A 12634-nucleotide genomic window follows, 5' to 3' on the forward strand; every position below is an offset into this window, starting at 1 on the left:
CGAAAGGCGTAAAGGGCCAGGGACGGCCCTTGTACGCCGACCCCGGAGTGACGATGGAGCGAGGGAAGTCTGGCGCAGCCAGACCCGGATGGCGGGGCTAGACCTTTTGGTTACTTTTGGGGCAATGCCAAAAGTGACCCGCCGTAAGGGCGGAACCGGTATCGGCAACAACATGGAAGCGGCGAGCTCACGCCGAAGGCAAGTAACCCGGCTACCACCGCAATGGTGGATGAAAAGAGCGCCATCCACCCTACGGATCGCCGAAATGCCGGGTGTAGGGAGGACAACGCGAAGCTTGTCCACCGTGGTTCAAATACAGCCATCGCTCAAGGACGAGCCGCAAAGCCCAATTACCGACGCCCCGCCGTTGCTGGCGCCACCTACTTCCTCACCGTCAACCAGCGATCTGCTGATCCGCGAAATCGACTTGCTGCGCGAGACGGTGCGCGCCACCAAACCCCGTCACCCCTTCCATATCGATGCCTGGGTGGCGCTACCCGAACATATGCATTGCCTGTGAACGCTACTGCCAGGCGATGCCAACTCCGCTCGGGAAGGTCATCAAGTTCACCTGCGCAAAGCGCCTGCCCTCTACCGCAGCACTAAGCGCCAGCCACCAACAGGATCTGCAAGACGGTCTTTCCCGAACCGGCCGTGATCATGGGCCAGGTCTGTTCCTTCGTTTTCCAAATTTGCAATTCGATCGTCCATCGTTGTGCGTTTTTCTTTTACCGGGCCGGGGCTAACGTAGGGGCGTGCGTTGCACAACAGCACTCACCCACAGCCGACGCGGCTTCGGCACTCTGTTGCCGCAGCCGCCGTCATGACTCGAGGAGAGCACGATGAAATACAAGACATTAGGCAATACCGGGCTAGTGGTCTCGCAGCTCTGCCTGGGCACCATGACCTTCAGTGATGGCAGCGGCATCTACGAGCACATCGGCGATGTCGGCCAGGCGGCGGCCGACGAGTTAGTCAAGGCCAGCCTCGATGCCGGTATCAATTTCTTCGACACGGCGGATGTCTACTCCGCCGGTGCCAGCGAGCGCACGCTCGGCCAGGCGCTGAAGAATCTGGGGGTCACGCGCAGCGATGTGGTGCTGGCGACCAAGGTCTACAGCCGCATGGGCCAGGGGCGCAACGATGTCGGCGCGTCTCGTGGGCATATCATGGATGCGGTCGAGGCCAGCCTGCGGCGACTGCAGACCGATCATATCGACCTCTATCAGATTCACGCCCACGACAGCGTGACGCCGCTGGAGGAAACCCTGCGCGCGCTGGACGATCTGGTGCGCCAGGGCAAGGTGCGTTACGTCGGCGTGTCGAACTGGCAGGCCTGGCGCGTCGCCACGGCGCTGGGCGTTTCAGCGCGGCTGAACCTGGAGCGCTTCAATACGTTGCAGGCCTACTACTCGGTCGCCGGTCGCGATCTGGAGCGCGAACTCATCCCGATGCTCGAGGCCGAGAAGATGGGCCTGCTGGTCTGGAGCCCGCTGGCCGGCGGCCTGCTATCGGGCAAGTTCAGCCGCGAGAACCAATCGCCGGAAGGGTCGCGTCGCTCCTCGTTCGACTTCCCCATCGTCGACAAGGCGCGCGCCTGGGACGTGATCGACGTGCTGCGGCCCATAGCCGAGGCCCATGGTTGCAGCCCGGCCCGTATCGCCCTGGCCTGGCTGCTGGCCAAGCCCGCGGTCACCTCAATCATCGTCGGCGCGAAACGACTCGGCCAGCTCCAGGACAATATCGCCGCCGTGGACATCACCCTGAGCGAGGAGGAGATCGCCCGGCTCGATGCCGTCAGCGAGCTGCCGCCCGAGTACCCCGGCTGGATGATGGCGACGCAAGGGGTCGACCGCCTGGGGCCCGTGGATCTGTGGGCCGACAAGCTGGCTCAGACCTCCTGATGCCGACGCGGGCGGCCACTCACTGCAGCGCCAGCTCGGCGCTGCCCTGCACCACGCACTCGCTGAGAAAGTCGGCGACGGCCCGTACCCGGGCGGAGGCGACAAGGTCGGCATGGGTCACCAGCCAGAGTTCGGCGCTGAACAACTGCTCGGCCGGGATGACGGCAATGAAGTCCTCCTTCACCGCCAGAAAGTCAGGGATCACGGCCAGGCCCAGGCCGGCGCGCACGGCGGCGATCTGCGTGGGCAGGCTGCTGGTGACCAGCGCGACCTTGCAGCCGGGGTGCTCGCGCGCGAGCCAGGCCGCAGCCGGCATGAAGCCATGGCTGTCGTCCCAGGTGATCAGGTGCCGCCCGCCCAGCGGCTCGCCGTCGATGTGGGGATGACGCTCGAGGTAGCCGCGGCTGCCGTAGACCGAGTAGGTCATATGGCCGATGCGTCTGACCTTCAGGTTGCCCCGGTTTGGCCGCACCACGCGCAGAGCGATGTCCGCTTCGCGCCGGTTAAGCTCCGCCGTGACGGTACTGGTGATGATTTCGAGGCAGATGCCCGGGTAGCGCTCGCGGAATGCCGGCAGGGCGGGAATGATCAGGTCGGTGGCCAGGTTCTCGGAGGTGGCCAGCCGCACGCTTCCAGCCGGTTTCTTGTCCAGCCCTGCGGCGCCCCGCTCCAAGGCCATGATGCTTTCTTCGACGCGCTCGGCATGGCACAGCAGCTCACCACCTTCGTCCGTCACGAAATAACCGGTCTGATGGCGCTGGAAGAGGATGGTGCCGATGCTCTGCTCCAGTTCGGTGATGCGCCGGCTGACGGTGGACTGGCTCACGGCCAGCTCCGTGGCCGCCTGGGTGAGACTCCCGCTTCGCGCCACCGCGAGGAAATACTTCAGGTCGTTCCAGTCCATGCTCGTTAGGTCCTGTAGGCATGGCCCGTATCATTCGCCGTTTTCGACGACGACCGCAACAGCCTCGCCATGCATTGCCGGGATGCACAGCTTGCCTTGGTCAGCGAGTAGCCCGGACGACCGCTGACGGTGGATGAAAAGCGTCACCCACCCTACTGGCTTTTGCCTTTCTTCCTGGCAATCGCCTTCATCCGCGCTGCGGCCTTCTGTACGGCGGCCATCTTCTCGGGGCGTTTCATGCCCCGCCATTTGCGGATTTCCTCGCGCGTGCGCCCGCATCCGACGCACAACTCGCCGTTGAGCTGGCAGAGCGACACGCAGGGGTTCTCAATATCCTTGGCCACGTTTGCCCCCGCCGGCTGCTCCACCGAGAACGCCACATGTTCAGCGATGCTGGAAACGCTGATGCCCACCTCATCGAAAGCGGCTAGGGTCAGCGCCAGCATTCTGGCCTGGTCCGCACTGGCGAGTGCCCGCGCCCTGCTCGCCTCGGTATCGAACACCCAGGTCACCACTAGGCTCTGCGGAAAGTGCTGGTAGTCCACCTCATGGGTCAGCCACTGGAAACCGACGATCTCGCTTTTCGCCGTTTCGCAGGCAAAGGTCAGGGTGCGGATCAGCTCGCGCTCGATGCCTGCGTGTTTTCGTTTCGGCGATGACATAAGGCTCCTCTGGCTCGGTATGCGCTGCGACGCCATGTTACCCGAGGCACTACAGGCCGAGGCCAGGTTGATGGAGCGGCGCTGGCGTTCGTGGCGCAGAGTGTCAGCGGCTGCGGTCTCTAGCGGAGCATGGCAACGTGCAAAACCCGGTTAACTTTACTCAAGACGACTCGGCCGCCGACCCGCCGCATGCCTACAGGCGCAGAGCCTACCTGAGCCAGGCCTGGCTCTTGGTAGGGTGTTTCCCGTCTAGGACGCATCCGGCCTGCCAACACGCGCCAGGCTCGACTCGCCTTCGCTGCGCTCTTCCCTCACCACACTGAACGAGCCATCGGTCTCCAGGACGACCGCGGCCACATCGGCGACCGTTTCGATTCCCGCAGCGCGAATAGCCGACCGTACTTCGTCCTCGGTAACGCGGGCAGCCCGCATGGCGCTACGCAGGAACTGACCATGGTGAAACAACAGCGCCGGCTCCCCGGTGACCAGGCGGCGAACCCAGCCGACCCGAACACTGGTCCAGGTGACGATAAACTGCAGGCCGATCAGCAAAGCCATAGCCAGCGCGCCCTGAGCCAGGGAAACATCCTTGTTGAGCAGGATAGTGGCGAAGGTCGAGCCGAGGGCGACGGTTACGACCAAGTCGAAGGCATTCATCTTGGAGAGAGTGCGCCTGCCCGAAAGGCGCAGGAACGCAACCAGGCAGATATAGGCCAGCACCCCCACCGTCACTGTTCTGATGAGTACCTGCCCGTTATCGAAAAACATCCCATCCATTACCGTTGTCCTTTCACGTTGGCTGCATACGAACTACGACAACGGCGCTGTGATTTCTTCCTGAACAATGCAGGCGGTGTCGTGCGGACAGCGCATGCAGGCGGGTGAACACGGCCGCAGGTTACAATCCTGTCCCACGCCCATCCCCGCGGAGCTTTTCCCCGAATGTTCACCCTCTCTCACCTCAGCAGCCCGCCGCCCGAGTCACTGAAGAATCAGGTGCTGCAGATGGTGGTGGACTACTTCACTGACCTCAGCGCGGTTCCGTTGCTGCCGAGCAATCCGCTTTATCAGCTTTACCAGTACGTGATTGGCTACGAGGTGCATCTGCATCTGCAGACCATGAACGGTGAAACCGAAGGCCCCGCGCAGTTGCTGCTGGCGCTGGACGATGATGACCCGGCCCATGTATTGGGGTTTGCCCTGTACCTGCCCAGCCCGGACGACGCTGACGCCTGCACCCTCGCCTACCTGGCGGTGAATACCGAGTACCGCGGTCATGGCATCGGTCGGGCGTTGCTGCAACGCGTGTTGGCGCATCGCCCGCATCTGGAACTGACCTGCGCTGCGGACAAGGTGCCGCTGTTCGAAGCCCTGGGCCTGCAGGTGCTGGCCGCGCAGGGCGCGCAGGTGGTGATGAACAGCCGCGACTATCGCTCCAGCGGCATGGTGGCGGTCGCCGATCTGGCTCCGGTGTTCGCTTCCACCGAGGTGCGGCAGATTCACGCCTACCTGCTCAAGCAGCACGGTCAACGCGCCATGCACCAGGCAGAAAAACAACGCGATGCCTACCTCGACACGCTCGCCCTGCAGGCTCAGCAACTGGTCGACGAACGCCTGCCTTCTCGCTCACTGCACTGAATTCATCGGCTCGGCGCGCGAATGGCCGAGCGCATCACCTCACCCAGCGAGGGTGGCATTGCTCGTTGAACTGCGGGCAAGTCGCTAACCGCAGCACTCGGGGCGCTTCTGGGCAGGTTCATGGTGCAAAGCGCAGCCATCATCGATGGCGACATCTGGCTGCGCCTTCCGCCCAGCCCGGAACAAAGCGCCGTCAGCGGCTGCCGAGGACACACGGATGAAAGATTCAGCGCGCGGTTTGCTGCTCGTTACCAGCGGCATCACCCTACTCAGCTTCGATGGTCTGCTGGTGCGCCTGGCGCAGGCCGATGGCTGGAGCATCGTGTTCTGGCGCGGGCTGCTGATGTTCCTGGCGCTCGGCGTGTTCTCCCTGTCGGCCAGAAGTCGTGCCAGCGTCCGGGCGCAACCGTTGCTCAGTGCCTGCTCGGCCCTGCTGCTGGCGTTGATCTCGATCTTCTTCGTGCTGGCGGTGATCCATACCCAGGTCGCCAACGTGGTGGTCATTCTCTGCACGGCGCCGTTGTTCGCGGCGCTGTTCACCCGCTTCTTCCTAGGCGAACAGGTGGCCCTGCGCACCTGGCTGGCGATTGGCGTGGCGGCCTTGGGCATCATGTTGGTGTTCGCCGGCGCGTTTGATGCCAGCGACCTGGCCGGCAACGGCTATGCGCTGTTGTCATCGGCGGCGGTGGGCGCCAACCTGACGCTGCTGCGCCGCCACCCGGCCCTGGAGCGCATGCCATTGATCGCCCTCGGCGGACTGGCCGCGGCACTGATCGCCTGGCCCAACGCGCAGCCCTTCGCACTGGGCACTTCGAGCTACTGGGCGCTGGCCATCATGGGCCTGGTGCAGATGCCGCTTGCCACCTTGCTGATCAACAACGCAACCCGCTACCTGCCCTCCGCCGAAGTCGCGCTGTTCTACCTGCTGGAAAGCGTACTGGGCACGCTCTGGGTCTGGTACTTCCTGCAGGAAACGCCGGCCAACGCGACGCTCTACGGTGGCGCACTGGTCATCGCCACGCTGGCCGTGCATGCCGGCCTGACCTTGCGCGTGCGCCAGCCCTTGCCGGCCTGAACGCCATCACGCCCGGCGTGCCGCTACACCGGACACAAACCACCCGGCACCGTCAGGATCCACTCGCGCACGGCCTGAATGCTCGGGTCATTGCGGCGGCTTTCGGGGTACACCAGAAAGAACGGCTTGCCTTCCAGCTCCGGCCCGAAGGGCTGCATCAGGCGCCCCGCCGTCAACTCGTCCTCGATCAGTTGCCGGCTCATCAGCGCCACGCCCTGAGCGCCGACGGCGGCCGAGACGGCGTGAGTCTCGTCGGAGAACACCAGCCCGGCCCCGACATCCAGCCCCGGTATCTGGGCCTGCTTCTGCCAGACCGCCCAATCGATGGGCGAGGAAATCGCCGCCTGGTTGCGAAAGTGAATCAGCGCATGCCTGGGCAGATCGGCGGCATCGTGCAACTCCAGTAGCGGGCTACAGGCCGGCACGAAGGTGTTGTCGAAGAGTTTCTCCGCAACCAGCCCTGGCCAGCGGCCATCGCCGTAGCGAATGGCGATATCGGCGGTGACGCCGTCGAGCGCCACCGGCTCATGCGAGGCATGAATGCGCAGGTCGATATCCGGGTGGGAATCGCGCAGCAGGCAGACCCAGGACAGCAGCCAGCGCACCGCCACCGCGGGCGTGGTGCTGAGGGTGACCGCATGCCGGCGCGGTGCGGCGCTGAGCCGCTCGACCGCAGCGCCGATGCTGTCGAAGGCGCTTTCCAGCACCTGCTGCAGCTCGCGCCCGGCCATGGTCAGTTCCAGCTGACGAGGCTTGCGTACGAACAGTGCAAGGCCGAGGGATTCCTCCAGCGCACGGATCTGGTGACTGATCGCCGTGGCGGTGACGGAGAGTTCCTCCGCGGCTTGCTTGGCGCTCTCATGACGAGCCGCCGCCTCGAAGGCACGCAAGGCAGATAGCGGTGGTAGTCTGCGCCGGCTCATAACTGAGTTTTCCTCATCTGTTTAAGAAAATATTGATCGTTTGTCGCCATATAGGAGCAAACCTAGCCTGTCACTGCAGCTTTTCACAGATGAATAGAAATTCAAGCAGGAGACTCGCCATGACCCATATTCTGCATCTCGACGCCAGCGCCCGCCCCGGCCTTGCCGGCAAGGATGAACACGGCTCGCACAGCCGCAACCTCAGCCATCGCTTCGTCAGCCAGTGGCAGGCACGCCGCCCACAGGACGTCGTCACCTACCGCGACATCGGCCAGAACCCGCCATCGATCATCAGTCATGACTGGATCGCCTCGTCCTTTACCCCCGAGCCGCAGCGCGAGGCCTGGATGCGCGACACCCTGGCCGAAAGCGATCGCCTGGTGGACGAACTGATCGCCGCCGACGTGCTGGTGATCGGCACGCCGCTGTACAACTTCGGCATGCCCGCCGCGCTCAAGGCGTGGATCGACCAGGTGGTGCGCCCCGGCCGCACCGTGGAGGTGGACGACAGCAACCCGCTCGATCCCTATGTGCCCAAGCTGGCCGACCGGCCACGCCATGTCGTGATCCTCACGGCGCGCGGCGGTGTCGGCTTCGATGCCGGTGGCGAGATGGCGCACATGAACCATCTGGAACCGAATGTGATCACCGCGCTCGGTTTCATCGGGCTCACCCGCGTGCACCAGATCGCCATCGAAGGCCAGGAAGTCGGCGGCGAACTGCTCGCCGAGTCAGTCAAGCAGGGGCTGGGCAAGGTCGATGCGCTGGTGGCCGAACTGCAGCGTTCGCTGCAGGCCGAACGCCTCGAAGAGCCGGCGTGACGACGCGAGGGCTTCGCGTGGATGGCCGCGGCGCCGTCCGCGCTAAACCCTGCGGCGCAGGTATCGCCCTTCGATGCTGTGCAGCGCCTTGCGCGCAGTATCGATGAAAGGCAGCACGATCAGGCTGTACAGGCTCTGGTAACGATGCGCATCGCGTTCGGCGGTGCCGAAGCTGAGCGGCTCCGGGGTGTGCGTGGTGGTGTAGAGCGTGCCGAACATCCAGTCCCAGATCGACAGGTTGGTGCCGAAGTTCTTGTGGAAGTGGTGCGGGGCATCGCTGTGGTGGATCTGATGCTGCGCCGGACTGTTGAGCAGGTGTTCCAGCCTGGGCCCGAAGGAGAGCCAGATATGCGTATGACGCAGATTGGCCGCCAGGCAGTTGAAGATGAACACCAGGTAGGTCACGCCGAACAGCGTGTAGCGGCTGATCTCGCCCCCGCACAGATACCAGAACGTCCCGGAGTAGGCGCCCAGCAGTACCAGCGTCAGCAGGCTGTCGGCGAGCTTTTCCACGACATGCACACGGCTGGCAGTAAGCGGCACCAGTACGGGCGCGACGTGGTGAACCTTGTGGAACTCCCACAACCAGCGCGAGTGGAAGGCGCGGTGCGTCCAGTAGCTGGCGAAGTCGTTGATCAGGAACACGCCCAGGCCGTAGAGCAGGCTCAGGCCAAGGTTTTCACCCAGTTGCGGCCGCGCGCCCCAGAGATTGGTGAAGAAGGCCATGTAGTCGGCCGAATGCAGCACATAGGGGTCGACCAAGCCGATCACCGGCACGATCAGCAGCACGCGCAGCAGAGCACGGACGAAGTAGTAGCGGTAGTCGAGCAGCGCCGAAGGATGCAGCAGCACCTGGCGCCCACCGATGAACTGCCAGAACGATGCAATGCCGCTGCTCACGCGCCGCCGGCGGTAAAGCAGGTAGGCCACGCTGTAGGAAAGCAGGATGAAGACCAGGCCGATACGCCCGTTGAGGTCGAAAAGGCCCTGAAACTGCCTGACCACGACGGCCAGCAGGTCGGTCAACGGATCGGCTGCCAGCGACAGCTCTTGCATCACTCCAGCCTCCCCCGGCAAAAGTGGCGGAATGATAAGCAAGAATGATGCTTTAGCAAATGAGAATAGTTACCTAAGCACACCTTTGAGCCAGCACAGCCGCATACGGCTCAGCGTTTGCTGCAGGCGAACAGCGCGTTGCCGGATTTGGCATCCCACTGCGCCAGGCGTTGATAGTCATGCTCCAGCACCTGCACCTCGAAATACGGCGCCAGCAGGGTCTGCAACTCAGCGAAGCTCACCGCCACCATCGGATGCTCGTCGTGCCAGATCTCGCTCTGCTCACCCTGGGTGCGTTCTATGCGCAGGCGCAGCGCCTGCTGTTCGCCCTCACCGCGGTAGAACCAGCCGGAGCTGAAACGCAACTGCCCTTCGCCATGCTGCGCGCTGTGGGATACGAACGAAGCGTTGTCGATGCGCTGCTTGTCCACGGCGTTGAAGCAGAACACCCCGCCCGGCGCCAGGGCACGGTGTACGCTGGCGATACAGGCCTTGAGCCGCTCGATGCTGGCGCTGTAGTGGATGGAGTAGAGAAAACAGGTGATCAGGTCCAGCGGCTGGTCGGCCTGGAAGCCGCACATGTCCTGCCGGAAAAAACGTGCCTCGGGGCAGCGCTGGGCGGCGCGGTCGAGCATCGGCTGGTTGATGTCCAGCCCGCTGCTGGCGTAGCCGGCATCGAGGAAATGGCGCACGTGCGGGCCGGTGCCGCAGGCCAGGTCGAGATGGCGCTTGCCGCCGTTGCCGAACAGCTGCTGCAGGCGGTGCACGCAGTGGCTCTGCGCGGCGTAGTCGATGTCCGCGCACATCAGGTCGTAATAGCCCGACAGGTCGGTATAGAGAGCGTTGCCGGACATGGTGACCCGTCAGGGGAGTCGAGGGGCGCGCATCATATCGCAAGCGCAGCCGCGCGCCGATAGAGAAACTTCGCTGCGCTGACGGCTATTCCCAACGGGCCGGTACGTGCCGCGCCCCCGCTAAACTCCTGGCGGTTGCAGCCGAAACAATGGCGTCAACCTTCATCGAGATGACCCACATGTTCAATGGAAGACTGAAGCAAGAGTTGCAGGCATTGCGTGACGATTTCTCTTCCGTTGAGCAGGTGCGCGCCAGCCTGGAAGAGGAAATGCTGGTGCTGATGCTCGACCCGCAAGGTCGCATCGCGCGCGCCAACGACAACTTTCTCAAGGAGATGGGCTACACGCCGGAGCGGCTGCAAGGCCAGCCCCTGCTGGCGCTGATCCCCGAACATGTGCGCGGTCTCGACTTCCACCACCGCGTGCGCCAGGCGCTGGAGCGTGGCGAGCATCTCGCCGGGGTGATCCGGCTGGTGCGCGGCGATGGCGAGGAAGCCTGGCTGCGCTCGATCCTGCAGCCAGTGCGTGACAGCAGCGGACGCATCCGTTACTTCTCGATCCACGCCAGCGACCTGACCCGTACCATCGTCACCTCTCGCGAGCATGAGAACCTGATCAAGGCCCTGCAGCGCTCCACCGCGGTGATCGAGTTCAATCTGAACGGTGAAGTCCTGACCGCCAACCAGCGCTTTCTCGATGCCATGGGTTATAGCCTGGCGCAAATCCAGGGCAAGCATCACCGCATCTTCTGCGACCCGAGCGAGTACAACTCCCCCGAGTACCAGCGATTCTGGGAGCAACTGCGCCGTGGCGAATTCGTCGTCAACCGCTTTCGCCGCCTCGATAGCCACGGCCGCGACGTATGGCTGGAGGCGTCCTACAACCCCATTACCGACGCCCACGACAAGCTGTACAAGGTGGTCAAGTTCGCCACGGTGATCACCGACCAGGTGCAGCGCGAGGAGGCCGTGGCTCAGGCCGCAGGCATTGCCTTCGAGACGTCCAAGGGCACTGACGAAAGCGCACGCAACGGCGCCTCGGTGGTGCAGCAGATGCTCGATGCCATGACCGAACTGGCCGCACGCATGCAGGAAGCAGCCCAGGGTATCGAAGCGCTGGACAAGCAATCCCAGCTGATCGGCTCCATCGTCAAGAACATCAGCAGCATCGCCGACCAGACCAATCTGCTGGCTCTGAACGCGGCCATCGAGGCGGCACGTGCCGGAGATCAGGGTCGCGGTTTCGCGGTGGTAGCCGACGAGGTTCGGCAGCTGGCCTCGCGCACCAGCGCAGCAACGGTAGAAATCACCTCGGTGGTTGGGCAAAACCAGCAATTGGCCGAGCGTGCAGTGGAGATCATCGATCGCGGCAAGACCCAGGCCGAGCTGGGCCTTGAACTGTCGGGCCAGGCCGGCCAGGTCATCGAGGAAATCCAGGACGGCGCACGGCGCGTGGTCAGGGCGGTCGAAAGTTTCGCCACGCAGCTGTGACGCAGGACACCGCCGATGCCGTGATGGCGTGCCGCCTGGACGGTCATCACACAACCCGCTATTGCAAGACGCCCTCAACAGCCTTATCCAGAGCCAAGCCGAGGCTAACCTGAATAAGTTGAGGCGTCGGTATTTTCAAAGTTGTCATACATCGTATAAGTTCTATAAGTCGCATCCGCGATCAACAAGAACAACAAGGAACCTCACGATGAATGACGAACGACGCCCCGACGGCTCACGCCGCCATTTTCTCAAGCAATCGCTGGTCTGTTCCGCTGCCGCCGCCAGCGCTGCGTCTCTGCTCCCGCAACTGGCCAATGCCACGCAGCCTCTCGATCTGCGCTACCCGTCCGGCGCGGTCAAGGCGCTGGATGACAGTTTCCTGCAATTGCGCCTGTTCAACGCCAGCGTGGAAAAGCTCGCCGATGGTATCCGCTGGGCCGAAGGCCCGGTGTGGTTCGGGGATGGTCGCTACCTGCTGGTCAGCGATATCCCCAACAACCGCATCATGCGCTGGGATGAGATCAGCCAGTCGCTGGCCGTCTACCGCCAACCATCGAACTATTCCAATGGCCTGGCGCGCGACCGCCAGGGCCGGCTGATCGCTTGTGAGGGCTCGACCACCCAGGATCTTGGCCGGCGTATCACCCGCACCGAACACGACGGCAGCATTACCGTGCTGGCCGACTCGTTCGACGGCAAGCGCTTCAACTCGCCGAACGACCTCGCGGTCAAGCGCGACGGCTCCGTCTGGTTCACCGACCCGCCCTTCCAGACCGGCAACTTCTACGAGGGCTACAAGATCGAGCCGGAGCTGCCCCATGGCGTCTACCGCATCGACGGCGAAACGCAGCAGGTGACCCGTGTGGTCGACGATCTGGCCGGCCCCAACGGCCTGTGCTTCTCACCCGACGAGAAGACCCTGTACATCGTCGAAGGTCGCGCCAAGCCGCATCGTCTGGTGTGGGCTTATCAGGTGAACGACGACGGTAGCCTCGGTCAACGCCGCAAACACATCGAAGCCACCGACACTGGCGCGCTGGATGGCATCAAGTGCGACGAATTCGGCAACCTGTGGTGCGGCTGGGGCAGCAACGGCTCGGCCGAGAGCGATCCGGAAAAGCTCGACGGCGTGCGCGTATTCAACCCACAGGGCAAGGCTATCGGCCATATCTCACTGCCGGAGCGCTGCGCCAACCTGTGTTTTGGCGGCGAGAAAGGTAATCGCCTGTTCATGGCCAGCAGCCATGGCATCTATTCCCTGTTCGTCAACGCACGCGGCGCCACCTTCGTCCAGTAACCGCTGC

Annotated in this window: 11 protein-coding genes and 3 pseudogenes; 8 read left to right on the forward strand and 6 right to left on the reverse strand. The window is 63.7% G+C overall.

The window, feature by feature from the left end; genetic code table 11:
* Positions 1–321: 321 nt before the first annotated feature.
* Both DXK50_RS07275 and DXK50_RS07280 read left to right on the forward strand, forming a co-directional pair.
* Positions 322–614, forward strand: a pseudogene (locus DXK50_RS07275) (transposase); the annotation flags it as partial.
* Between the two features lie 228 nt (positions 615–842).
* Positions 843–1904, forward strand: coding sequence for an aldo/keto reductase (locus tag DXK50_RS07280; protein WP_212629833.1), 1062 nt, complete (start codon positions 843–845; stop codon positions 1902–1904).
* 19 nt (positions 1905–1923) lie between these two features.
* Here DXK50_RS07280 and DXK50_RS07285 read toward each other — a convergent pair whose 3' ends face one another.
* From DXK50_RS07285 to DXK50_RS07300, 3 genes are all read right to left on the reverse strand, one after another.
* Positions 1924–2808, reverse strand: a complete 885-nt coding sequence (locus DXK50_RS07285) for a LysR family transcriptional regulator (RefSeq protein ID WP_212629834.1) — start codon at positions 2806–2808, stop codon at positions 1924–1926.
* A gap of 152 nt (positions 2809–2960) precedes the next feature.
* Positions 2961–3152 carry a DUF1289 domain-containing protein gene (locus tag DXK50_RS07290; RefSeq protein ID WP_161867997.1) on the reverse strand — a complete coding sequence of 64 codons (192 nt, stop codon included), beginning with the start codon at positions 3150–3152 and terminating at the stop codon, positions 2961–2963.
* Positions 3153–3719: 567 nt separating this feature from the next.
* Positions 3720–4247 (reverse strand): DUF421 domain-containing protein, encoded by a 528-nt coding sequence (locus DXK50_RS07300; protein WP_212629835.1) that lies wholly within the window; start codon positions 4245–4247, stop codon positions 3720–3722.
* Positions 4248–4412: 165 nt separating this feature from the next.
* Between DXK50_RS07300 and DXK50_RS07305 the strand changes: the two genes are divergently transcribed.
* Together DXK50_RS07305 and DXK50_RS07310 are read left to right on the forward strand one after the other, a co-directional pair.
* Positions 4413–5108: a GNAT family N-acetyltransferase gene (locus DXK50_RS07305; RefSeq protein ID WP_212629836.1), complete on the forward strand. Its 696-nt coding sequence runs from the start codon at positions 4413–4415 to the stop codon at positions 5106–5108.
* Positions 5109–5325: 217 nt separating this feature from the next.
* Positions 5326–6183: a DMT family transporter gene (locus DXK50_RS07310; RefSeq protein ID WP_161867993.1), complete on the forward strand. Its 858-nt coding sequence runs from the start codon at positions 5326–5328 to the stop codon at positions 6181–6183.
* A gap of 23 nt (positions 6184–6206) precedes the next feature.
* Here DXK50_RS07310 and DXK50_RS07315 read toward each other — a convergent pair whose 3' ends face one another.
* Positions 6207–7106 carry a LysR substrate-binding domain-containing protein gene (locus tag DXK50_RS07315; RefSeq protein ID WP_161867992.1) on the reverse strand — a complete coding sequence of 300 codons (900 nt, stop codon included), beginning with the start codon at positions 7104–7106 and terminating at the stop codon, positions 6207–6209.
* Positions 7107–7225: 119 nt separating this feature from the next.
* Here DXK50_RS07315 and DXK50_RS07320 point away from each other — a divergent pair, with 119 nt between their 5' ends.
* Positions 7226–7927: an FMN-dependent NADH-azoreductase gene (locus DXK50_RS07320; RefSeq protein ID WP_212629837.1), complete on the forward strand. Its 702-nt coding sequence runs from the start codon at positions 7226–7228 to the stop codon at positions 7925–7927.
* Between the two features lie 42 nt (positions 7928–7969).
* Here DXK50_RS07320 and DXK50_RS07325 read toward each other — a convergent pair whose 3' ends face one another.
* Both DXK50_RS07325 and DXK50_RS07330 read right to left on the reverse strand, forming a co-directional pair.
* The gene (locus tag DXK50_RS07325; RefSeq protein ID WP_212629838.1) at positions 7970–8983 is read right to left on the reverse strand and encodes a sterol desaturase family protein; all 1014 of its coding nucleotides are present in this window, start codon (positions 8981–8983) and stop codon (positions 7970–7972) included.
* A 110-nt stretch (positions 8984–9093) separates the two neighbouring features.
* Positions 9094–9837: a class I SAM-dependent DNA methyltransferase gene (locus tag DXK50_RS07330; RefSeq protein ID WP_212629839.1), complete on the reverse strand. Its 744-nt coding sequence runs from the start codon at positions 9835–9837 to the stop codon at positions 9094–9096.
* Between the two features lie 179 nt (positions 9838–10016).
* On the opposite strand from DXK50_RS07330, the pseudogene DXK50_RS25410 reads away from it, so the two are divergent.
* From DXK50_RS25410 to DXK50_RS07340, 3 genes and pseudogenes are all read left to right on the forward strand, one after another.
* Positions 10017–10793 (forward strand): annotated as a pseudogene (locus DXK50_RS25410) (PAS domain-containing protein); the annotation flags it as partial.
* Positions 10794–10898: 105 nt separating this feature from the next.
* Positions 10899–11327: pseudogene (locus DXK50_RS25415) on the forward strand (methyl-accepting chemotaxis protein); the annotation flags it as partial.
* Between the two features lie 208 nt (positions 11328–11535).
* Positions 11536–12627 carry an SMP-30/gluconolactonase/LRE family protein gene (locus tag DXK50_RS07340; RefSeq protein WP_212629840.1) on the forward strand — a complete coding sequence of 364 codons (1092 nt, stop codon included), beginning with the start codon at positions 11536–11538 and terminating at the stop codon, positions 12625–12627.
* Positions 12628–12634 lie beyond the last annotated feature (7 nt).

The sequence above is a fragment of the Pseudomonas sp. KB-10 genome (genome assembly GCF_018221585.1).
Classification (GTDB): Bacteria; Pseudomonadota; Gammaproteobacteria; order Pseudomonadales; family Pseudomonadaceae; genus Aquipseudomonas; species Aquipseudomonas yangonensis.